The 23,696-nt window shown below is 55.5% G+C and carries 16 protein-coding genes; 12 read left to right on the top strand and 4 right to left on the bottom strand.

Going from position 1 to position 23,696, the window contains the following annotated elements; translation table 11 throughout:
• Nucleotides 1–117: 117 nt before the first annotated feature.
• Genes murB through ENTMO_RS0100275 form a run of 3 tightly spaced genes read left to right on the top strand, consistent with a single transcriptional unit; the run spans nt 118 to nt 3,114 of the window.
• Nucleotides 118–1,146 carry a UDP-N-acetylmuramate dehydrogenase gene (murB, locus tag ENTMO_RS0100285; protein WP_010426056.1) on the top strand — a complete coding sequence of 343 codons (1,029 nt, stop codon included), beginning with the start codon at nt 118–120 and terminating at the stop codon, nt 1,144–1,146.
• Nucleotides 1,143–2,105: a bifunctional biotin--[acetyl-CoA-carboxylase] ligase/biotin operon repressor BirA gene (gene birA, locus ENTMO_RS0100280; RefSeq protein WP_010426053.1), complete on the top strand. Its 963-nt coding sequence runs from the start codon at nt 1,143–1,145 to the stop codon at nt 2,103–2,105. The genes murB and birA overlap by 4 nt, the downstream gene beginning before the upstream one ends.
• Before the next feature lie 16 nt (nt 2,106–2,121).
• On the top strand, nt 2,122–3,114 hold the full coding sequence (locus ENTMO_RS0100275; protein WP_029484901.1) for a glycosyl hydrolase family 8: 993 nt from the start codon (nt 2,122–2,124) through the stop codon (nt 3,112–3,114).
• Nucleotides 3,115–3,148: 34 nt separating this feature from the next.
• On the opposite strand, the gene bcsG is transcribed toward ENTMO_RS0100275, so the two are convergent.
• Genes bcsG through bcsE form a run of 3 tightly spaced genes read right to left on the bottom strand, consistent with a single transcriptional unit; the run spans nt 3,149 to nt 6,574 of the window.
• On the bottom strand, nt 3,149–4,828 hold the full coding sequence (gene bcsG / locus ENTMO_RS0100270) for a cellulose biosynthesis protein BcsG (protein ID WP_010426051.1): 1,680 nt from the start codon (nt 4,826–4,828) through the stop codon (nt 3,149–3,151).
• Nucleotides 4,821–5,018, bottom strand: coding sequence for a cellulose biosynthesis protein BcsF (bcsF, locus tag ENTMO_RS0100265; RefSeq protein WP_029484900.1), 198 nt, complete (start codon nt 5,016–5,018; stop codon nt 4,821–4,823). Before bcsF ends, bcsG begins: the two co-directional genes overlap by 8 nt.
• Nucleotides 5,012–6,574 (bottom strand): cellulose biosynthesis c-di-GMP-binding protein BcsE, encoded by a 1,563-nt coding sequence (gene bcsE, locus ENTMO_RS0100260; protein WP_029484899.1) that lies wholly within the window; start codon nt 6,572–6,574, stop codon nt 5,012–5,014. Before bcsE ends, bcsF begins: the two co-directional genes overlap by 7 nt.
• 172 nt (nt 6,575–6,746) lie before the next feature.
• On the opposite strand from bcsE, the gene bcsR reads away from it, so the two are divergent.
• From bcsR to ENTMO_RS0100215, 9 genes are all read left to right on the top strand, one after another.
• Nucleotides 6,747–6,935 carry a cellulose biosynthesis protein BcsR gene (gene bcsR, locus ENTMO_RS0100255; RefSeq protein ID WP_010426045.1) on the top strand — a complete coding sequence of 63 codons (189 nt, stop codon included), beginning with the start codon at nt 6,747–6,749 and terminating at the stop codon, nt 6,933–6,935.
• Between the two features lie 11 nt (nt 6,936–6,946).
• Nucleotides 6,947–7,699, top strand: a complete 753-nt coding sequence (bcsQ, locus tag ENTMO_RS0100250) for a cellulose biosynthesis protein BcsQ (protein WP_010426043.1) — start codon at nt 6,947–6,949, stop codon at nt 7,697–7,699.
• Complete coding sequence (gene bcsA / locus ENTMO_RS0100245; RefSeq protein WP_010426042.1) at nt 7,696–10,311, top strand: UDP-forming cellulose synthase catalytic subunit; 2,616 nt, start codon at nt 7,696–7,698, stop codon at nt 10,309–10,311. The genes bcsQ and bcsA overlap by 4 nt, the downstream gene beginning before the upstream one ends.
• 10 nt (nt 10,312–10,321) lie before the next feature.
• Entirely contained in the window at nt 10,322–12,745 is a 2,424-nt protein-coding gene (gene bcsB, locus ENTMO_RS0100240) for a cellulose biosynthesis cyclic di-GMP-binding regulatory protein BcsB (RefSeq protein ID WP_071985388.1), read from the top strand.
• Nucleotides 12,746–12,751: 6 nt separating this feature from the next.
• Nucleotides 12,752–13,858 (top strand): cellulose synthase complex periplasmic endoglucanase BcsZ, encoded by a 1,107-nt coding sequence (bcsZ, locus tag ENTMO_RS0100235; RefSeq protein WP_010426040.1) that lies wholly within the window; start codon nt 12,752–12,754, stop codon nt 13,856–13,858.
• Entirely contained in the window at nt 13,840–17,322 is a 3,483-nt protein-coding gene (gene bcsC / locus ENTMO_RS0100230; RefSeq protein WP_010426039.1) for a cellulose synthase complex outer membrane protein BcsC, read from the top strand. Before bcsZ ends, bcsC begins: the two co-directional genes overlap by 19 nt.
• Nucleotides 17,323–17,441: 119 nt before the next feature.
• Complete coding sequence (gene hmsP / locus ENTMO_RS0100225; RefSeq protein ID WP_029484897.1) at nt 17,442–19,448, top strand: biofilm formation regulator HmsP; 2,007 nt, start codon at nt 17,442–17,444, stop codon at nt 19,446–19,448.
• 159 nt (nt 19,449–19,607) lie between these two features.
• A complete protein-coding gene (locus ENTMO_RS0100220; RefSeq protein WP_010426035.1) occupies nt 19,608–20,894 on the top strand; it encodes a dicarboxylate/amino acid:cation symporter in 1,287 nt (428 codons plus the stop codon).
• Nucleotides 20,895–21,118: 224 nt separating this feature from the next.
• Nucleotides 21,119–22,612 (top strand): M16 family metallopeptidase, encoded by a 1,494-nt coding sequence (locus ENTMO_RS0100215; RefSeq protein WP_010426034.1) that lies wholly within the window; start codon nt 21,119–21,121, stop codon nt 22,610–22,612.
• Nucleotides 22,613–22,680: 68 nt separating this feature from the next.
• On the opposite strand, the gene kdgK is transcribed toward ENTMO_RS0100215, so the two are convergent.
• The gene (kdgK, locus tag ENTMO_RS0100210) at nt 22,681–23,610 is read right to left on the bottom strand and encodes a 2-dehydro-3-deoxygluconokinase (protein WP_010426032.1); all 930 of its coding nucleotides are present in this window, start codon (nt 23,608–23,610) and stop codon (nt 22,681–22,683) included.
• Nucleotides 23,611–23,696: the final 86 nt, after the last annotated feature.

Here is a 23,696-nt window from a genome sequence, read left to right as displayed (position 1 = left end):
GCCATCCGAAAGGATGGCCTTTTTGCGTTTTTGTACACCCCTCGTTTCTATAAACAAATCACCTATCCCCCCGTATATACGGTAAACTATCCGCGTTTTTGCATCAGGATAGCGTCTATGAACCACTCCCTTAAGCCCTGGAATACCTTTGGCATTCAACGTAATGCTAAACAAATTGTACGTGCCGATAATGCTCAGCAGTTGCTGAATGCATGGCAAAACGCGACAGAAAACGGTGAGCCTGTACTGATTCTGGGCGAAGGAAGTAATGTCCTGTTTCTCGATGATTTTGCGGGAACCGTGATCGTCAACCGCATCATGGGAATCGACGTTAAAGAGAGCGCAGTGAGCTGGCATCTGCACGTGGGGGCCGGAGAAAACTGGCACCATCTGGTGCAATTTACCCTCGAAAAAGGGATGCCCGGCCTGGAAAATCTTGCATTGATCCCAGGCTGCGCTGGATCGTCACCTATTCAAAATATCGGTGCCTACGGCATCGAACTAAAACACGTCTGTGAATATGTTGACTGCATTGAACTGGCAACGGGAAATGCGCAACGTTTAACCGCAGAACAGTGCCGCTTTGGCTATCGTGACAGTATCTTCAAACATGACTACCAGGATCGTTTCGTCATTGTGGCCGTTGGTCTGCGTCTGGGGAAGCAGTGGAACCCGGTCCTTACCTACGGCGATCTCACCCGTCTCGATCCGGCCACCGTCACCCCGCGCGACGTGTTTGAATCAGTTTGCCATATGCGAATGACCAAACTCCCGGATCCGAAAGTGAACGGAAATGCGGGCAGTTTCTTCAAAAACCCGGTCATCAGCAGCGAAAACGCGAAAACATTCCTCACCGGCTGGCCAACGGCCCCGCATTATCCTCAAACGGATGGTAGCGTGAAGCTGGCTGCAGGTTGGCTTATCGACCAGTGCGAATTAAAAGGCACCACGATGGGAGGTGCTGCTGTTCATCGGCAGCAGGCGCTGGTGCTGGTCAATCAAAAGAATGCGACCAGCGACGATGTTGTGAAGCTGGCGCACCATGTCCGTCAGCGTGTGGGTGATAAATTTAACGTCTGGCTGGAGCCTGAAGTTCGCTTTATTGGCCGTACGGGTGAAGTCAACGCCGTGGAGACTATCGCATGAAGGACAACACGATCCCTTTAACCCTGATTAGCATCCTTGCGGACGGTGAGTTTCATTCTGGCGAGCAGCTAGGTGAGCAGTTGGGCATGAGCCGTGCTGCCATTAATAAACATATCCAGACGCTCCGCGACTGGGGCGTTGATGTGTTCACGGTTCCCGGAAAAGGCTACAGCCTGCCGGAGCCTATTCAATTGCTGAATGAAGAAGCGATCCGCAGCCAGATTGGACACGGCAATGTTGCGGTGCTGCCCGTGGGTGACTCGACGAACCAGTACCTGCTGGATCGCCTGCCTGAACTGAAATCCGGCGATGCCTGCGTTGCTGAATATCAACAGGCCGGTCGCGGCCGTCGTGGACGCAAGTGGTTCTCGCCGTTTGGTGCGAATCTCTACCTGTCCATGTACTGGCGACTCGATCAGGGCCCGGCTGCGGCGGTTGGGCTAAGCCTGGTCATCGGGATTGTGATGGCGGAAGTCCTGCACGATCTGGGCGCGGATAAGGTGCGGGTAAAATGGCCTAACGATCTCTATCTGAACGATCGAAAACTGGCGGGTATTCTGGTTGAGCTGACGGGAAAGACCGGCGATGCCGCGCAGATCGTCATTGGTGCCGGGTTAAACATGGTGATGCGTAATGTACAGAACGATGTGGTGAACCAGGCCTGGACTAACCTGCAGGAAGCGGGTATCACTATCGACCGCAATATCCTGGCCGCGCGAATGATTAAAGAGTTGCGAAGCTCACTCAGGCTCTTTGAACAAGACGGGCTGGCATCGTTCCTGTCTCGCTGGGAAAAGCTGGATAACTTTATCAATCGCCCGGTGAAACTGCTGATTGGGGATAAAGAAATCTACGGCATTTCTCGCGGAATTGATGCGCAGGGGGCGCTGCTCCTGGAACAGGATGGCGCGATCAAACCCTGGATGGGCGGGGAAATCTCCTTACGCAGCGCTGAATAACCGGATTGTATTAATGATGCGAAAACCCGCATGCGCCACGCTGGCTGTCATGATGAGTTTGCTGTTCACGCCTTTCTCTCAGGCAGGCCAGGCCTGGGAGAGTTACAAAGCGCGCTTCTTTAAGCCGGATGGGCGAATCGTCGATACCGGCAACGGTGATGTTTCCCATACCGAAGGCCAGGGTTTTGCCATGCTGATGGCGGTGGCAAACGATGATAAAGCGACCTTTGATAAACTCTGGCACTGGACCAACAGTACGCTGAAGAATAAAGAGAACGGTCTTTTTTACTGGCGTTATAACCCCGCTCAGGCAGACCCGATTGCCGACAAAAACAATGCCTCCGATGGCGATGTGCTCATTGCCTGGGCTCTGTTAAAAGCGAACGCGCGCTGGCATGACAAAGGCTACAGCACGGCATCGGATGCCATTACCAAAGCGCTGCTTGTCCATAACGTTATCCGCTATGCGGGTTACCGCGTGATGTTGCCCGGCTCACAAGGGTTTAAGCTGGACAATAACGTTGTGCTTAATCCTTCCTACTTCGTGTTTCCTGCCTGGCAGGCATTTGCTGACCGCAGCCATTTGCAAATATGGCATCAGCTCGCGCAGGACGGACAGCGGCTGCTGAAGAAAATGGGGTCGGGTAAAGCCAATCTGCCAACCGACTGGGTCTCTCTGGACACGAAAGGGACGCTGGCCCCCGCAAACGCCTGGCCGCCCCGCATGAGTTATGACGCCATCCGCATTCCGCTGTACATCAGCTGGTCCAACGCGAAAAGCCCCTTGCTCACCCCGTGGCGCGACTGGTTCGGTCAGTTTCCGCGTGAACAAACACCCGCGTGGGTTAACGTCACGACGAATGAATACGCCCCCTACATGATGGCAGGCGGTCTGCTGGCAGTGCGTGATTTAACGATGGGGCAGATGGTCGGCGAGCCCGACATCACTGCAAATGATGATTACTATTCGGCAAGCCTGAAAATGCTGGTCTGGATCTCAGAACAATAAGGCCCGCTCCCCGCTGGGGAGAGGGCCAGGCCTTTTACTGCGGATACGGTACCCAGTCGCCGCCGTTCAGGCGAACATACGGTTTGTTCTGGTACTGGATCACTACCGCATTGGCGTTCTCCGATACCTCTGCCGTTTGTGGCAGACCGCTGGTGAGCTGATCCCAGTTCACGCTATCTTCAACAAACAGCTTACCGTCTACCGCGCGGGCAACGAGTTCTGAAATCGCCAGATAACTGCTTGGCTGATTGATTTCGATTGGCGCGCCCTGATGCGGGGCCTTCATCCCGAAGAATTTAATCCCGGCAGGGACGTTGGTAATCGACGGGCTTGGAATATCACGCAGGCCGGATACCTGCATCCTGTCGCCTTTCAGCGCGCCGCCGTGTTCAGGTACCACAACGACCATCACTTTACGGCCTGATTTTTCCAGCTCGGTAAAGAATGCGTCCAGTTCATCAAAGAACTTCTGCGCACGAACTTTGTAATCCGCCGTTTTGCTCACGCCCGGGAAGTGGTTACCATCGTGAAGCGGCAGGGTGTTAAAGAATGTTGCACTACGCGAACCCTCTTCTTTGCTGACGGTCTGCAACCAGCGCTGTAGCACGGCAGTATCGTCAGAAACCGGAGAACCATCGAAGCCCAGCAGAGTGACCGGCAGACCCGTTTGGTCCATCAGCGGTGCCTGCATACCCCCTTCTTCACGCACCTCTTTCAGGAAGTTACCAAACTGACCGTTATGACCCAGCATCAGGTGCTGCGTAAAGCCCAGTTTGGACAGGTTATCAAACAGGTAACACTGGTTACCGGCTGGCTGATAGAGGTTCTTATGCGAAGGTTGACCGCAGCTTGCACGTAACAGGCGAATCGCTGCCGGGCCGCTGTAAGAGGTCGCAGAGTTGAAATCTTTAAACTGAATATCGAAATGCGCCCACAGCGGATGCGACATTAATCCGGCTGCATCCACATCCGCCCAGGAGAGAGAACAGATGTTGATCACCAGCAGTTCAAATGGCTGGGCGTCGGCAGGGAGCGCATCCGGGAATTTGGTCTGACGCTTATCTTCAGCGGTATAGAAACTGGAGAGCCACGCGTTCAGATTGGTGGAGGTGGGGGGGGCGGTTTGTGCAGGAATATCGCCAACCACCGGCGTATCGCCTGCCGTCGTGACGGTTGCTGCCGCCGTGCCACCGGTGGTGGTGACCGTTGTGGTCGGTTGACCGGCTGGCCACAGGGAGAAACTCGGCCCTGCCAGCGTCAGCACGTTTAACCAGACCATAATCGCGACGACAAACACCGTCACGCGGATCCACTGTGCCAGGAACAGCCAGGCGACCAGCAGCACAAACACCGCGCCAATCATCTGCCAGTTAATAAAGCGCTCAACCAGATCAAGCAGATAGTCGGTACTGAAGCCCGCAACCTGCGAGCCCTGGCTCATAATGCTTTCCGGACCCGGTAGCCAGGTGTCATGCCAGAAGAGCGCGAACCCAATGGGGATAGCGACCCAGTGACGCAAACGATGCAGCCTGATATTGGGAATAGGTATCAGCAGGAATGCCATAAATACCAGGTTAAGCAGAGGGTGGAAATTAAGATAGCCTGCCCAGAGCAGGCCAAACTTCACCAGAAAGTAGAAATTCCAGCCGGAAAGTCCGCGCCAGTATTGCCAGAGCGGCGAGGGCGCCGACGTGGTATAGGTAGAATTAGTCATGTTTTCGGTCTGCCTTGACGTTCGGAGCGCGTGTCAGTGTTCCGGCTGGTTTAAGGTAGCGGGGTTTTAGAAGCATCAATCTGGCCGTATCGCGAATACGACGCAGAGAATGGCGCGCATAGTAGCCCAGCGGGAAAAAAATCAGCGCACACAGTACGACCAGTTGAATGATATCGCTGAGATTCATGATGATGCGCTCTCCTCGCCCTCAGGTAATAAACGTCGTGGTTCGGGTATCCGCCGCCAGACATGCCCGTCATGCTTCGCATTCAGGATCGGTTTGACGTCGTTTGCCATAGGTAAAGGTTTCGCCCATTGTTCAGGCGTCAGGGCGCGCATTTGCACCAGTTCAGCACTAATCAAATTATCTTCGAACCAAATCATGCGGTTAGAGAAAATATCGCCAGTCGGAAGAGGGAAGATATGGTTGAGTGCGGTGTCGAGATCGTTTACCCGGCAGAAGGATAAAAACAGCACCAGACGGTTATCGCCAATCGTCATGATGTCTCCGACGCGGTTAGGGCGACATAGCGTGAGCGCCTGCTCAACACGAATACCCGGCACCGGACGCAGGGCAACCATGACCCCTTTTCCGTCTGCTGGCAGCAGCGTATTACTCATCATGTTGCCGACGGCATCACAGAAGGTATCCCACTTTTGAAAACCGCGCAGTTTCATCGGCTGTGTCATTGAGAGCAAGGTGCCGATATCTTCCGGAACATGGCGGTTAAACTGCTGCCCCTGTATGCTCTCAATAAGTGTCAGGCAGCGCGACAGCGGCGCATTCCACGGTATGACCATGTTTGCGCCGCAACCCAGCAGCAGCCGTTCGTCAGTGGCACGCAGGCTGGTATTATTTTCACGCACCACGATTTTTAACGCACTGCCGCGTTGACGGCGTAATGTGTGAATGTGTCTCGCCAGCGTTTCGATTTGGTTATTCTGCATGAGAGAAAAAACAATCGTAGCGGCCTGCGTCGTACGGGCTTCATTAAATAACGCTTCGTTAGTTTCAAACAGTGACCAATTTTCAGAAAGCGCAGGCGCACCTTCTAATACCGCAATGTGGCTCAGGATGCGTTTTTCATCGCTGCGTGGCTGAACCACGGTTTCTTCTTGTCGGGCGAGATGCCACTCTCCCTCGATATGTTTAAGGGTGAGCTGTTGACGAGCGCTAACCCCTTTTTCATTGCACCAGAACGCAATATCGTAAAGATAGCTATCCGTCTGGTCATGGATACTTGCCAGACCGAAAAGAGAACGATATTCGCCCATTAACAGTGAAAAAAGCTTATCGTTATTACTGCCGGGGTTAACAACCAATAGTGTGCAGTTTTGATTTTTTGCCCACTTATTGATTCTGTTCAGCCAGCGAAGCAGTTTTTCTGAGGGGATATTTTGCAGCGCGTTATTCGAACATTTTAGAATCAGGAAATAGTGATCCGGATCAATCGAGCACTGAATATCGCGGGGCAAAAAGTATAGACTATCCGCCTCCGAAGACATGGAAAATAATCGTACGGTCTGTGGCCCACGGTCGTTTTCGAGCCTGATGATATTTTTAGGTTCTTCGCCCATCGTAATGACAGCCACGCGGGAATCCTTATCCTGTGCGGCGATCGTCTGGTTTACCAGACTTATGGCATCTTCGTTGCGATCCGTATTAATCCACCAGACTCCTCCGACTGGCATGTGGCGCAATTCGTCCCATAATGACTGGATGCCAATAGAAAATATGGAGTCCACGGTATCCCTCTTTTCGTCGAATTTATCTGTATCTCAGTTTACTAGCGAAAGCGTAGAAATAAACCTAACATTGAAATTAAAGAGCATCAGATTTAGCATGTAAATGAAATTTCGTGGGCAGGATGCCGACAACATCTGATCGTGTGATTTTACGCTAAGGGATGAATTAATCATGCATAATAACGAATCCGGAACGCCTGTAGACTCAAGCCTGGGTTACACATTTCAAAACGATTTTCTGGCGCTGACGCAGGCTTTCTCTTTGCCCGAAATAGATTACACCGATATTTCCCAGCGGGAACAGTTGGCCGCGGCTATTAAACGCTGGCCGTTATTAGCTGAATTTGCCCAACAACAATAAGGGAGCCATTGATGGCCATACTAGGATTACAGGGCGTCCGTGGTGGTGTAGGTACAACATCCATTACCGCGGCGCTGGCGTGGTCATTACAGCTGTTAGGCGAATCGGTGCTGGTTATTGATGCCTGCTCCGACAATTTGCTGCGCATGTCATTTAACGTCGACTTTACGCATACCAAGGGTTGGGCCCGCGCGCTGCTCGACGATAAAGACTGGCGTGACGCGGGTATGCGCTATACCTCCCAGCTTGATTTACTTCCTTATGGTCAATTGACTGAAGCTGAGCGTGAGAATGAAGCCGCGTATCAGCGTCTGCTTTCGCAATTTACGACCGCGTTGAAGAGCCTGGAGGAAAAAGGGCAGTATCAGTGGATATTGCTGGATCTGCCGCACGGTGCCGCCACGCTCACTCGCCAGCTTCTTGCGCAATGCGACCATGTTCTCTCTATCGTGAATGTGGATGCGAATTGCCATATTCGTCTGCACCAGCAGCCGCTGCCGACGAATGCCCATCTGCTGATTAACGATCTTCGCATCAACAGCCAGATCCAGGACGATCTCTACCAGGTTTGGTTGCAAAGCCAGCGTCGCCTGCTGCCGATTGTTATCCATCGCGATGAGGGAATGGCGGAATGTCTCGCCTCCAAGCAGCCGCTCGGTGAATATCGGGGCGATTCGCTGGCAGCCGAAGAGATCCTGACGCTGGCGAACTGGTGCTTATTGCACTTCGCGAAAAGACCGGAATCAGCCGGGAGTACAGTATGAGTCGCCTGTCTAACGGGTTACTTATCCCGCCGGTCAGTTCGCGTTTAAGCGAGCGCTACCGGCACTATCGTCGACATGGCGCGTCGTCGCTGAGTGCCACGCTCGGTTGCTTCTGGTTAATCCTGGCCTGGATATTTATTCCACTCGAACACCCCCGCTGGCAGGGTATTCGTGCGCGTCACAGTGAACTCTATCCGCACATTAACCCCGACCGTCCAAGGCCTCTCGATCCTGCACGCTATGCGATTCAGGCCGTCTGGCTGGCAGCGACGTCGGCCAGAGTGGAAAAATCCACGCCGCGCTGGCGTAGCTTCGATCGCGTGCAGAACTTACGTGAACGCTATCACCAGTGGCTGGACAGGCTTCCCGACCGCGTCGGCGACAAAACCAGTCATCTGGATAATCATAAAGAGCTCGGGCACCTGCACCCGGGCTTCAGGCGTTTTATCCTCGGCGTCATTGTGGTGTTCTCGCTCATTCTGGCACTGGTCTGTATTACGCAGCCGTTCAACCCGCTCGCACAGTTCACCTTCCTGATCCTGCTCTGGGGCGTGGCGCTGCTGGTGCGGCGCATTCCGGGACGCTTCTCCGCCCTGATGCTGATCGTGCTGTCACTGACGGTTTCCTGCCGCTATATCTGGTGGCGTTATACATCAACGCTGAACTGGGATGACCCGGTCAGCCTGGTGTGCGGTCTGGTTCTGCTGTTTGCTGAAACTTACGCGTGGATTGTGCTGGTCCTGGGCTATTTCCAGGTTATCTGGCCGTTGAACCGCCAGCCGGTTCCGCTGCCAAAAGACACCACTCAGTGGCCGTCGGTCGATCTCTTTGTACCGACTTACAACGAAGACCTGACGGTGGTGAAAAACACCATTTATGCCGCATTAGGTATCGACTGGCCGAAAGATAAGCTCAAAATCTGGATCCTGGATGACGGTGGCCGCGCCGAGTTTCGCCAGTTTGCAGAGGAGGTCGGCGTGGAGTACATCGCCCGTACCACTCATGAACACGCGAAGGCCGGTAACATTAACAACGCCCTGAAGTATGCCACCGGGGAGTTCGTCTCCATCTTTGACTGCGACCACGTGCCAACGCGCTCGTTCCTGCAGATGACGATGGGCTGGTTCCTGAAAGAGAAAGAGCTGGCGATGATGCAGACGCCACACCACTTCTTCTCACCGGATCCGTTTGAACGCAACCTCGGTCGTTTCCGTAAAACCCCGAACGAAGGCACGCTGTTCTATGGCCTGGTGCAGGACGGAAACGATATGTGGGACGCCACCTTCTTCTGCGGCTCCTGTGCCGTTATCCGCCGCAAACCGCTGGATGAGATTGGCGGTATTGCCGTTGAGACGGTGACGGAAGATGCCCACACCTCGCTGCGTTTACACCGCCTTGGCTATACCTCCGCGTACATGCGCATTCCACAAGCGGCAGGGTTGGCGACAGAATCGCTGTCGGCGCATATCGGCCAGCGTATTCGCTGGGCGCGTGGCATGGTGCAAATTTTCCGTCTCGATAACCCATTGATGGGTAAAGGGCTGAAGCTGGCGCAGCGCCTGTGCTACGTCAACGCCATGTTCCACTTCTTATCCGGTATCCCGCGGCTGATCTTCCTCACCGCGCCGCTGGCGTTCCTGCTTCTTCACGCCTACATCATTTACGCTCCGGCGCTGATGATTGCGCTGTTTGTTCTGCCGCACATGATCCACGCGAGCCTGACGAACTCGAAGATCCAGGGGAAATATCGCCATTCGTTCTGGAGTGAAATCTACGAAACCGTGCTGGCCTGGTACATTGCCCCGCCAACCATGGTGGCGCTGATTAACCCGCACAAAGGCAAGTTCAACGTCACCGCGAAAGGTGGGCTGGTGGAAGAGGAGTATGTCGATTGGGTGATCTCCCGTCCGTATATCTTCCTGGTCCTGCTTAACATCGTCGGCGTCATCGTAGGCATCTGGCGTTACTTCTACGGCCCGGAAAACGAGGTCCTGACGGTATTCGTGAGTATGGCGTGGGTGTTCTACAACCTGATTATCCTCGGTGGTGCGGTAGCCGTATCGGTCGAGAGCAAACAGGTACGTCGTGCGCACCGCGTCGAGATCAGCATGCCGGCAGCAATAGCCCGCGAAGATGGTCACCTCTTCTCCTGTACCGTGCACGACTTCTCTGACGGTGGTTTGGGCATCAAAATCAACGGTCAGGCGAAAGTGCTGGAAGGGCAAAAGGTCAATCTGCTGCTCAAGCGCGGTCAGCAGGAGTATGTCTTCCCTACGCAGGTTGCGCGTGTGGCAGGTGATGAAGTGGGTCTGAAGCTGATGCCGCTGACCAAAAAGCAACATATTGATTTTGTGCAGTGTACATTTGCCCGCGCGGATACGTGGGCTCTCTGGCAGGACAGCTTCCCGGAAGATAAACCTCTGGAAAGCCTGCTGGATATTCTGAAGCTGGGGTTCCGTGGCTATCGTCACCTTGCAGAATTTGCCCCGTCGTCGGTGAAATTAATTTTCCGGTCACTTACTTCACTGGTTTCCTGGGTCGTGTCGTTCATTCCGCGTCGACCTGAGCGAGATGAAGCGAAGCAGGCAGACCCGGTTATGGCTCAACAATGATGATAACGCGATGAAAACAAAACTTTCCTGGTTATGTGCAGTGGCAATGGGGATGAGTGCGCTCCCTACAACAATGGCTAATGCAGCGCCTGATAACGCAGCGGCCACGCCTGCCCCTACGGTTCCGGTGGTCGCGCAAGCGACCGATCCTGTTGTCACGGCAGCACCGGGGCAAACGGAAAACGTGGTCCCGAATAAGCCGACGGCGGGGAATACCTTACCTGCCGACAGCCAGGTCGTTGGGCAGGTGATGCCAGGCGTACGTGGTGCCAGTGCGCCTGTCGTCGCCGAAAATGTGCCGTCGCGCGATGTGAAGCTGTCGTTCGCCCAGATTGCCCCGCCGCCGGGCAGCATGGTGCTGCGTGGCATCAATCCTAATGGCGGCGTTGAGTTTGGGATGCGTAGCGACGAAGTGGTATCGAATGCGGTGCTGAATCTGGAATACACGCCGTCACCGTCACTGCTGCCCGTTCAGTCTCAACTCAAGGTCTACCTGAACGATGAACTGATGGACGTTTTGCCGGTCACCAAAGAGCAGCTGGGTAAGAAAACCCTGGCTCAGGTGCCAATCAACCCGCTGTTCATCACCGACTTCAACCGTGTCCGTCTGGAATTCGTCGGCCACTATCGCGATGTGTGTGAAAACCCGGCCAGCAACACGCTATGGATGGATATTGGTCGTAACTCCTCGCTGCAGTTGACCTATCAGCCGCTGGCGTTGAAAAACGATCTCTCGGCCTTCCCGGTCCCGTTCTTCGACCCGCGTGACAATCGCCCGTTAAACTTGCCGATGGTCTTTGCCGGTGCGCCTGATGTGACGGAACAGCTTGCCGCCACCATCGTGGCCTCCTGGTTTGGCTCTCGCTCCGGCTGGCGCGGCCAGAGCTTCCCGGTCATGTACGACAAAATGCCGGACAAAAACGCCATTGTGTTTGCCACTAACGCCAAACGCCCGGCGTTCCTGCGCGAACACCCGGACGTGAAAGCGCCGACGATTGAAATGATCAACCACCCGGACAATCCGTATGTGAAGCTGCTGGTCGTCTTCGGGCGTGATGAGAAAGATCTGGTGCAGGCGGCAAAAGGCATTGCGCAGGGGAATGTTCTCTTCCGGGGAAACAGCGTTGTGGTGGACGAGGTGAAACCGCTGCTGCCGCGTAAGCCTTACGATGCCCCTCACTGGGTGCGTACCGATCGCCCTATTAGCTTCGGCGAGCTGAAAACATACGAAGAGCAACTGCAGTCGACCGGCCTTGAGCCTTCTCCTGTCAGTTTGTCGATGAATCTGCCGCCCGATCTGTATCTGCTGCGCACCAACGGTATTGATATCAACCTGAACTACCGTTACACCGCGCCGTCGACCAAAGACAGCTCGCGGATGGATATCAGCCTGAACAACCAGTTCCTGCAATCATTCAGCCTGACGAGCAACCAGGAAACCAACCGCCTGATGCTCCGCCTGCCTGTGCTGCAGGGGCTGCTGGACGGTAAAACCGATGTATCCATCCCGGCGCTGAAGCTTGGCGCGATAAACCAGCTGCGTTTCGACTTCCAGTATATGAACCCGATGCCTGGCGGTTCGGTCGATAACTGCATCACCTTCCAGCCGGTACAGAACCATGTTGTGATTGGCGATGAGTCCACTATCGACTTCTCGAAGTATTATCACTTTATCGCGATGCCGGATCTGCGTGCGTTTGCCAACGCCAGCTTCCCGTTCAGCCGCATGGCCGATTTGTCTGAGTCGATTATTGTGATGCCGAAAGCGCCAAATGAGGGTCAGGTGTCGACGCTGCTGAATACGATGGGGACCGTTGGGTCGCAAACCGGTTTACCGGCCGTAAACGTCTCGCTCACCGACGATGGCAGCCAAATCCAGAACAAAGATGCCGATATCATGGTCATTGGCACCATTCCGGATAAGCTGAAGGATGATAAACGCGTCGATCTGCTGGTGCAGGCTGCCCAGTCGTGGGTTAACACGCCGCTGCGCCAGACCGAGTTCCCAAGCATTATGCCGGACAGCGGTGACCGCCAGGCCAGCGTTAAAACCAGCGTAAGCTCAACGGGCCCGATGGCGGCAATCGTGGGCTTCCAGTCACCGTACAACGACCAGCGCAGCGTGATCGCCCTGCTGGCAGACAGCCCTCGCGGGTATGAACTGTTAAATTCGGCCATGAACGACAGCGGTAAACGGGCCGCCATGTTTGGTTCTGTCTCCGTTATCCGTGAGGCGGGCGTCAACAGCCTGCGCGTCGGCGATGTCTATTATGTCGGTCATCTGCCGTGGTTCGAACGTCTGTGGTATGCCTTGTCCAATCATCCGGTCCTGCTGGCGATTCTGGCTGCAGTGAGTGTGATATTGCTGGCATGGGTGCTGTGGCGTCTGCTGCGTATCATCAGCCGTCGTCGTTTGAATCCGGATCATGAGTAAGCTGTGATGAAAGGCTTTCGCTGGTGTGTATTCGCCGTGTTGATGCTGGCGGCGACGAATCTACGCGCCGCCTGTAGCTGGCCTGCCTGGGAACAGTTTAAACAGGACTACATCAGCGAAAGCGGGCGCGTTATCGATCCCAGTGACGCGCGAAAAATTACCACCTCTGAAGGGCAAAGCTACGCGCTGTTCTTTGCCCTGGCAGCAAACGATCGTAAAGCGTTCGATTTGCTGCTGGCGTGGACGCGCGATAATCTCGCCGGGGGCGATTTAGCGACCAACCTGCCTGCCTGGCTGTGGGGGCAAAAGGACAAAGAGACCTGGGCGGTTATCGACCCAAACTCCGCGTCCGATGCCGATATCTGGATTGCCTGGTCGCTGCTGGAAGCAGGGCGGCTGTGGAAAAATCAGGACTACACCCGCACAGGCAAGGGGCTGCTTAAACGCATCGTCAGCGAGGAAGTGGTGAAAGTGCCGGGTCTGGGCTTCATGCTGCTGCCGGGTAAAACCGGATTTGCCGAAGAGAACGCCTGGCGCTTTAACCCCAGCTACCTCCCGCCACAGCTAGCGAACTATTTCACCCGATTTGGTACGCCGTGGACCACGCTTCGTGAAACCAATCTGCGTTTATTGCTGGAGACGGCACCGAAAGGCTTCTCCCCGAACTGGGTGCAGTACCAGAAAAACAGAGGCTGGCAGCTCGGTCAGGATAAATCGCTGGTGGGCAGCTACGACGCCATCCGCGTTTATCTCTGGGTGGGCATGATGAATGATAAAGACCCGCAGAAGGCTCGGCTGCTGGCACGCTTTAAGCCAATGGCAACGGTGACGGCAAAGCAGGGTGTACCGCCGGAGAAAGTAGACGTGGCAACCGGAAAAAGGACGGATAAAGGCCCGGTCGGTTTTTCTGCCTCTCTGCTACCTTTTTTACAGAATCGGGACGCGCAGGCAGTGCAACGACAGCGCGTCGCCGATCGTTTTCCTGATAATAATGCCTATTACAGCTATGTACTGACCCTCTTTGGGCAAGGGTGGGATCAGCATCGTTTTCGCTTCACCACACAGGGTGAATTAATACCGGATTGGGGCCAGGAATGCGCAAGTTCACAATAAATCTACTCAGTTTATCGCTTGGCCTGGCACTGATGCCAATGGCCGGGGCCGCCAATTCCCCCCAGCAGCAACAGTTGCTGGAGCAGGTTCGTCTGGGCGAATCGACGCAGCGCGAGGATTTGGTTCGCCAGTCGCTTTACCGACTGGAGCTGATCGACCCGAATAACCCGGACGTAATTGCCGCACGTTTCCGTTATCTCTTACGTCAGGGAGATAACGCGGGCGCGCAAAAAGAGCTGGACCGCCTGAAAGGCATGGCGCCGAGCTCCAGCGCATACAAAACGTCCCGCAACACGATGCTGCTCTCCACGCCGGATGGCCGCCAGGCCTTGCAGCAGGCTCGCCTGTTGGCGACGACAGGTCATACGCAGGAAGCCATTGCCGCCTATGACAAACTGTTTGCTGGCGATCCGCCGGATGGCGACCTGGCAGCAGAATACTGGACGCTTGTAGCCAAAGAGCCCGCCAGACGGAATGCCGCCATTAATCAGCTGAAGAAGATTAATGCCAGTAATCCGGGCAATACGCAGCAGCAGGCTGCGCTGGCGCAGCTCCTGTTCCAGAGCGGACGCCGCGATGAAGGTTTTGCGGTGTTGCAGGCGATGGCGAAATCCAACAATGGCCGCAATCAGGCATCTGATATGTGGTATCAGCAAATTAAAGATCAGCCTGCCAGCAGTGCCAGCGTCAGCGCGCTGCAGAAATACCTCACGGTGTTTAGCGATGGCGACAACGTGACGGCGGCGCGGGCACAGCTTGACGCACAGCAAAAACAACTTGCCGACCCAACGTTCCGCGCCAAAGCCGAAGGGCTAGCCGCAGTGGATGCCGGGCAGGGCGGTAAAGCGGTGGCAGAACTGCAAAAAGCGGTCAGTGCCAACCATACCGACAGCGAAGCTGTGGGCGCGCTGGGCCAGGCCTATTCACAAAAAGGTGACCGCGCTCGCGCGGTGGCGCAGTTTGAAAAGGCAATCGCCCTCGATCCGCAGAGCGATAATCGGGGCAAGTGGGACAGCCTGCTGAAGGTCAACCGCTACTGGCTGCTGATCCAGCAGGGTGATGCTGCGCTGAAAGCTAACAATACAGCCCAGGCGGAGCGCTATTTCCAGCAGGCGCGCAATATCGATAATACCGACAGCTATGCGGTGTTGGGGTTGGGCGATGCCGCCGCCGCGCGCAAAGAGAACGACGCCGCCGAGCGGTATTACCGTCAGGCGCTGCGCATGGACAGCGGCAACAGTAATGCGGTGCGCGGCCTCGCCAATGTGTATCGCGCGCAGTCGCCGGAGAAGGCGACGCAGTTTATTCAGTCACTCTCGGCCAGCCAGCGTCGCAGCATAGATGATATTGAACGTAGCCTGACCAATGAACAGCTCTCCGCGCAGGCAGAGCAGCTGGAAAACCAGGGACAATACGCCCAGGCCGCAGAAATTCAGCGTCGTCGCCTTGCGCTCTCGCCGGGAGACGTATGGATCACCTACCGTCTGTCGCGGGATCTCTACAGCGCGGGTCAGCGCAGTCAGGCGGAAACTCTCATGCGCCAGCTGGCAAGCCAGAAGCCGGGCGATCCGGATCAGGTCTACGCCAACGGGCTGTATCTCTCGGGGAACGATCAGGATCGCGCCGCGCTGGCGCATCTGGATACCCTGCCGCGCGACAAGTGGAACGGCAATATTCAGGAGCTGGCTGACCGACTGCAGAGCAATCAGGTGCTGGAAACCGCTAACCGCCTGCGTGACAGCGGGAAAGCGCAGGAGGCTGAAGACCTGCTTCGTCAGCAGCCAGCATCCACACGTATCGATTTAACGCTGGCAGACTGGGCAGAACAGCGTGGCGATCATAACGCCGCGAAAGCGGCCTACAGCACCGTGCTCCAGCGTGAGCCGCAAAACGAAGATGCGCTCCTCGGACTGACCGAAGTTTATATTGCGCAAGGTGATAAAGACGCGGCGCGTGCCGAGCTGGCGAAACTGCCTGCCGCGCAAAATGGTCAACCGCCGTCGCTCAATATGCAACGTCGGATCGCCATGGCGCAGGCTGGCCTGGGCGATTCTGCCGCCGCAGAGCAAACCTTTAGCAAGATTATCCCTCAGGCCAAATCGCAGCCCGCATCGATGGACAATGCGCTGGTGCTGCGTGATGCGGCACGATTCCAGGCCCAGAACGGCCAGCCGCAGCAGGCGCTGGAAACCTATAAAGACGCGATGGTGTCGTCCGGCATCACGTCAACGCGCCCGGCGGATAACGACAGCTTCACCCGCCTGACGCGAAATGATGAAAAAGACGACTGGCTGAAGCGCGGCGTGCGCAGCGACGCCGGTGATTTGTATCGCCAGCAGGATGTGAACGTCACGCTGCAACACGACTACTGGGGCTCCAGCGGCACCGGTGGCTATTCCGACCTGAAAGCGCATACCACGATGCTGCAGGTCGACGCGCCATTGTCAGATGGACGTATGTTCTTCCGAAGCGATCTGGTCAATATGGACGCTGGCTCGTTTGCCACCAATAACGGCACCTACGATCCGAAATGGGGTACCTGTGCCGAAACGCCATGTAGCGGCAACACGAACCAGTCAGCGAACGGTGCTAGCGTGGCTGTGGGCTGGCAGAATAAAACCTGGGCGTGGGATCTGGGTACGACGCCAATGGGCTTCGACGTGGTGGATGTGGTCGGTGGCGTGAGCTACAGCAGTGACCTGGGGCCGATTGGCTACACCCTGAACGCGCATCGTCGTCCTATCTCCAGTTCTGTTCTGGCCTTTGCCGGGCAAAAAGATACCAATACCAACACCACCTGGGGCGGCGTCCGTTCGACCGGCGGCGGTGTGAGCGTAAGCTATGACAAAGGTGAGGCGAACGGCGTCTGGTCAAGCCTGAACATGGACAGCCTGACCGGTAAAAATGTGGAAGATAACTGGCGCATCCGCTGGATGACCGGCTATTACTACAAGCTGATCAACGAGAACAACGAACGTCTGACGGTCGGTGTGTCTAACATGCTTTGGCATTACGACAAAGATCTCAGTGGCTACACGCTGGGACAAGGTGGCTACTACAGTCCGCAGGAGTATGTCTCCTTTGCGTTGCCCGTCACCTGGCGTAAGCGTACTGAGAACTGGTCATGGGAGCTGGGCGGTTCGGTCTCCTGGTCGCATTCGAAGACGAAAGATGAGTTGCGTTATCCGAAACAGGGTCTGATCCCAACCGATGGGCCTGGCCGCTATACCGACAGAGGCGAAATGGAAAGCGGTAGCTCCTCCTCCGGTACAGGTTATACCGCGAGGGCGATTATCGAGCGCCGCGTGACCTCCAACTGGTTTGTCGGTCTGGGCGTGGATATTCAGGAAGCAAAAGACTATACCCCGAGCCATGCGCTGCTCTACGTGCGTTATTCTGCTGCAGGCTGGCAGGGCGATATGGACCTGCCGCCAGAGCCGCTGGTCCCTTACGCCGACTGGTAATCGGATTTAACTTAATCCAATTGTAAGTCTCTCTTAAAAGTGCAGCAATCGGGTATACTCAGGCGCACCAGGTTCACTCCCTGGTGCGCCCTGCGCTTCGAGTTCTGTGGAGAGTCATTTTGCGTGTTAGCCGTTCTTTAACGATCAAACAGATGGCGATGGGTTCAGCCGTCACAATGCTGTTTGTCTTTCTCTTCAGCGTTATTTTGCTGTTTCATGCCGTACAGCAGAATCGCTACAACACGGCTTCGCAACTCGAAAGTATTGCCCGTGAGGTGCGTGAGCCGCTGTCGGCCGCGATCCTGAAAGGGGACATTCCCGACGCGGAAACCATTTTAAAACGCATCCAGCCTGCGGGTATTGTCAGCCGCGCGGATGTCGTTCTGCCTAATCAGTTTCAGGCGTTACGGATGCGCTTCATTCCTGAACGCCCCGTCCCGGTCATGGTCATGCGCATGTTTGAGCTACCGGTGCAAATTTCCCTTCCCATCTATTCACTGGAACGTCCGGCCAACCCTCAGCCGTTAGCCTACCTTGTCCTTCAGTCAGACTCCTATCGCATGTATAAGTTTGTCATGAGTTGGGTTGCGACATTAGTGACTGCTTACTTACTTTTGACGCTTATTTTGAGCGTCGCGCTCACCTGGTGTATTAACCGTTTGATTGTGCATCCGTTACGCCGCATCGCCAGAGAGCTGAACGATCTCCCGCCGCAGGAGCAGATAGGCCACCAGATTGCGCTGCCGCGTCTGCATCATGACGATGAAATCGGCATGCTGGTGCGCAGCTACAACATCAATCAACAGCGCATTATGCGCCAGCAGGATGAACTCAATATCAGTGCCACCCGTTTCCCGGTGTCCGATTTGCCAAATAAAGCCTTCCTGATGGCGATGCTGGAGCAGACGGTTGCCCGCCAACAGACCACCGCGCTGATGGTGGTCGCCTGCGAAACCTTGCAGGATACGGCGGGCGTGCTCAAGGAGAGCCAGCGTGAAATGCTGCTCCTGACGCTGGTGGAAAAGGTGAAATCGGTGCTTGCCCCGCGCATGGTGCTGACTCAGGTTAGCGGCTATGACCTGGTGATCATCGCGCATGGGGTGAAAGAGCCATGGCACGCTATTACGCTAGGTCAGCAAGTGCTCACTGTCATTAATGAGCGGTTACCGATTCAGGGGATCCAGCTTCGTCCGAGCGCCAGTATCGGGATTGCGATGTTCTACGGCGACCTGACGGCAGAGCAGCTTTACCGTCGCGCATTCTCGGCGGCCTTCACCGCGCGACGCAAAGGGAAGAATCAGATCCAGTTCTTCGACCCGGAGCAGATGGAAAAGGCGCAGCAGCGTCTGACCGAAGAGAGCGACATACTGACCGCGATGGACAACCGCCAGTTTGCCATCTGGCTGCAGCCGCAGGTCAATTTGCTCACCGGTGAAGTAAACAGTGCCGAAGCGTTGCTGCGTATGCAGCAGCCGGATGGCTCGTGGGAGCTGCCTGAGGGGCTGATAGAGCGGATTGAATCCTGTGGCCTGATGGTCAGCGTGGGGTACTGGGTGCTGGAAGAGTCCTGCCGCCAGCTTGCGGCCTGGCAGGAGCGGGGCATCACCCTGCCGCTGTCGGTAAACCTCTCCGCTTTACAGCTGATGCACCCGACCATGGTGTCGGAGCTGCTGGAGCTGATCCACCGCTATCGCATCCAGCCGGACACGCTGATTCTGGAAGTGACGGAGAGCCGTCGTATTGACGACCCGAACGAAGCCGTGGCGATCCTGAAACCGCTGCGTAACGCGGGTGTTCGCATCGCGCTGGACGATTTCGGTATGGGCTACGCCGGACTGCGGCAGCTTCAGCATATGAAAACGCTGCCGGTCGACGTGCTGAAAATCGACAAAACCTTTGTCGATGGGCTACCGGAAGACAGCAGTATGGTCGAGGCCATTATCCAGATGGCGCGCAGTCTCAACCTGCATGTGATTGCTGAAGGTATCGAAAATGAAGACCAGCGAGACTGGCTGGCTAAAGCGGGTGTGGAGGGCGGCCAGGGCTTCTTATTTGGCCGTGCCGTGCCGTCGGATATCTTCGAAAAAAGCTACCTTGCCGACGTGGGCAATAACGCAAAAGTGTAATTTTGTTGCTGGCTTGTGCGAGCCAGTTCAAAGTTCTTAACATTTGTGTTTCAAATTTGAACCTGGTTTATTTCTGTCCTGTTATGCGGGTGTTATTTTAGAGCCGCAGGTTAACCATAACCTTAAAAAGCCTGTGGTTTTTCTTCCCAAGGACACCCTATGAAAACCTCAATCTTCAAAAGCCTTTACTTTCAGGTCCTGACAGCCATCGCAGTCGGTATTCTGCTTGGCCACTACTACCCTGAACTGGGCGCACAAATGAAGCCGCTTGGCGACGCATTCGTGAAGCTCATCAAAATGGTCATTGCCCCGGTCATCTTCTGTACGGTGGTGACGGGTATCGCTGGCATGGAAAGCATGAAGGCGGTCGGACGTACCGGTGCAGTGGCGCTTCTCTATTTCGAAGTGGTCAGTACGCTTGCCCTAATTATCGGCCTGATCATTGTTAACGTCGTTCAGCCTGGCGCGGGAATGAACGTTGACCCGGCCACGCTCGATGCGAAGGCGGTAGCCGTTTACGCCGAGCAAGCGAAAGATCAGGGGGTTGTCGCCTTCCTGCTCGACGTGATTCCGAGCAGCGTTATCGGCGCATTCGCCAGTGGCAATATCCTGCAGGTGCTGCTGTTTGCCGTGATGTTTGGCTTTGCCCTGCACCGTTTGGGCAGCAAAGGCCAGCTCATCTTCAACGTCATTGAAAGCTTCTCGCAGGTCATCTTCGGCATCATCAACATGATCATGCGTCTGGCCCCGATCGGTGCCTTCGGCGCGATGGCGTTTACCATCGGTAAATACGGCGTCGGCACGCTGGTACAGCTGGGTCAGCTGATTATCTGCTTCTACATCACCTGTATTCTGTTTGTGGTGGTGGTGCTGGGCTCAATCGCCCGTGCGGCGGGGTTCAGCATCTTCAAGTTCATCCGCTACATCCGTGAAGAGTTACTGATTGTTCTGGGCACCTCGTCCTCTGAGTCGGCGCTGCCGCGTATGCTCGATAAGATGGAAAAACTGGGCTGCCGGAAGTCGGTGGTGGGGCTGGTGATCCCGACGGGCTACTCCTTTAACCTGGACGGCACCTCGATATACCTGACGATGGCCGCGGTGTTTATCGCCCAGGCGACCAACAGCCATATGGATATCTTCCATCAAATCACCCTGCTGGTGGTGCTCCTGCTCTCCTCGAAAGGGGCGGCGGGTGTTACCGGAAGTGGGTTCATTGTGCTGGCGGCGACCATTTCAGCGGTGGGACACCTGCCGGTGGCTGGCCTGGCGCTGATCCTGGGTATTGACCGCTTTATGTCTGAAGCGCGCGCCTTAACCAACCTGGTGGGTAACGGTGTGGCTACGGTGGTGGTGGCGAAATGGGTGAAAGAGCTGGATCACAAAAAGCTCACCGATACGTTAAATAATCGCCCAACTGACAGCAAATCAGCAGGTTTATCCTCTTAATCACGTCATAATTGCCCGCATTCCCTTGTCGGGACGCGGGCTCCTGCGCATAATAATGCTTCATACCTGTCATACTTCGACAAGATTTTTTTTGGGTATATTTCACTTCCCTCCGTGACGTTTGGCTTAACACGCGGTCTAATCGGAGTGTTTTCATCGTCATCTTTAGAGTGCTCACGTCACGAGACACTCTTTTTAACCAGGAATGTTGATCAGGGGTTCACATGCAGGGCACAAAAATTCGACTCTTAACCGGCGGTTTGCTGATGATGGCAGCAGCCAGTTATGTGCAGGCAGATGCGCTCCAGCCAGACCCGGCCTGGCAACAAGGGACCCTGGCGAATGGTTTTCAGTGGCAGTTGTTAGCGACTCCGCAGCGTCCCAGCGATCGTATTGAAATTCGTTTGTCAGTGAATACCGGTTCCCTCACTGAAAGCACCCAGCAGACTGGCTTCAGCCACTTTATTCCTCGACTGGCGCTCACCCAGAGCGGCAGTTTGCAGGCGGGACAGGTGCGTTCACTCTGGCAACAGGCCATCGACCCGAAACGTCCTCTGCCCCCTGCGGTTGTGTCATACGACTACACCATGTTCAACCTGAGTCTGCCAAACAACCGTAACGACCTGCTGAAAGAAGCGCTGACCTATCTCTCCGACGCCACCGGTAACCTGTCGGTGACGCCGGAAACCGTCAACTATGCGCTGAGCAACAGTGACATGGTGGCGACCTGGCCTGTCGATACCAAAGAGGGCTGGTGGCGCTACCGCCTGAAAGGGTCAACACTGCTCGGTCACGATCCGGCAGAGCCGCTGAAGCAGCCTGTGGATGCCGAGCAGGTCAAATCGTTCTACCAGAAATGGTACACCCCGGATGCGATGACCCTGATCGTGGTCGGCAATGTGGATAGCCGTGCGGTCGTCGAGCAAATCAACAAAGTATTTGGTGAGCTTAAAGGCAAGCGTGAAACGCCTGCGCCCGTACCGACCCTTTCGCCGCTGCGTCCTGAGTCTGTCAGCATCATGACGGACACCGTACGTCAGGATCGTCTCTCTATGATGTGGGACACCGCCTGGCAGCCTATTCGCGAATCCGCCGCGCTGCTGCGCTACTGGCGTGCAGACCTGGCGCGTGAAGCGCTGTTCTGGCACGTTCAGCAAACGCTCAGTAAAAACAACGTGAAGAATATTGGTCTGGGCTTTGACTGCCGCGTGTTGTTCCAGCGTGCGCAGTGCGCCATTAACGTTGAATCGCCGGGCGATAAGCTGAATACGAACCTGGGCGTGGTGGCGAAAGAGCTGGCAAAAGTGCGTAAAGAGGGGCTCTCTGAAGAGGAGTTCAACGCGCTGGTGGCGCAGAAATCACTTGAGCTGCAGAAACTGTTTGCCACCTATGCTCGCGCCGATACCGATATCCTGATTAGCCAGCGTATTCGCTCCCTGCAAAACCAGGTGGTCGATATCGCGCCGGAGCAGTATCAAAAGCTGCGCCAGGATTTCCTCAGCGGTCTGACCGTCGAGATGTTAAATCAGGATTTGCGTCAGCAGCTATCGCAGGATATGGCGTTGATTTTGATGCAGCCACAAGGCGAGCCGGAATATAACATGAAGGAACTGAAAGCGACCTGGGATGCGATCATGGCGCCTGAAGCGCAGCCTGCACAGGCTGCATCGGCGGATGATTTGCACCAGGATGCGAGCGATATTCCGCAGGGTCAGTAAGACCCTGATTCTTTGTTCCCTCTCCCTGTGGGAGAGGATTAGGGTGCGGGCATCAGCCCGCACCTTAGTTAAACAGGCATTGCCTCACGTGGAATAATCGCCCCGCGATACTGAATCACGGTACTCGCCGTTAGGTGACCACGCTGTGCCGCCGCTTCAGGTGTCCCACCCGTCAGGCGTACCGCCAGATACCCCGCGCTGAAAGAATCTCCCGCCGCCGTCGTATCAATCACTTTCTCTTTCGCCAGTTTCACCGCAGGTACCTCAACCACCGCTTCACCCGCGATGGCCACCAGGCATGAATCCGCACCGCGTTTAATCACCACTTCGCTCACGCCAGCAGCCTGAGTGCGTGAGATAACCTCATCCACGGGCTTCTCACCCCACAGGGCGTCTTCATCATCCAGGGTCAGGAATGCGATGTCGGTGCATTCCAGCATCTGCTGATAAACCTGCTGCGTCTCTTCGCGGTTGGCCCACAGGCGAGGGCGATAGTTATTATCGAAGATCACCTTGCCGCCGTTGGCGCGGCATTCGCGCAGCAGAGACAGCAGTTTTTCCCGGCTTTCCGGGCTCAGGATCGCCAGGCTGATCCCGCTCAGATAGAGGTAGTCAAAGGTGGCCAGCTCTTCGCAAATAGCGGCGGCGGCATCGCTTTCCAGCCAGAATTTGGCGGCGGCTTCGTTACGCCAGTAGTAGAAGGTGCGCTCGCCGGTGCTGTCAGTTTCGATGTAGTACAGACCCGGCAGGCGGTTTTCCATACGCTGGATAAGGGAGGTGTGAACATTCTCGCTCTGCCAGGACGCCAGCATCTGCTCGCTGAAGCTGTCCGTCCCAAGCGCAGTAACGTAGTTCACGCTCAGTGCGTCAGGAGCAACCTGACGGGCAATATAAACAGATGTGTTTAATGTATCGCCACCAAAACCGCGGCTGACTTCCTCGCCTTTTTGGGACAGCTCAATCATGCATTCGCCAATCACGGCAATTTTTTTGGACATAGTCGTGAACCTGAACAGAGTAATTTACGGTAGTGTGCGTTGAGTGGATTTTGTGGTCAACCATATTAAAACGACGTTCCAATATT

This window comes from Enterobacter mori LMG 25706 (genome assembly GCF_000211415.1).
Lineage (GTDB): Bacteria > Pseudomonadota > Gammaproteobacteria > Enterobacterales > Enterobacteriaceae > Enterobacter > Enterobacter mori.
This window is presented reverse-complemented; position numbering and strand designations above follow the sequence as displayed.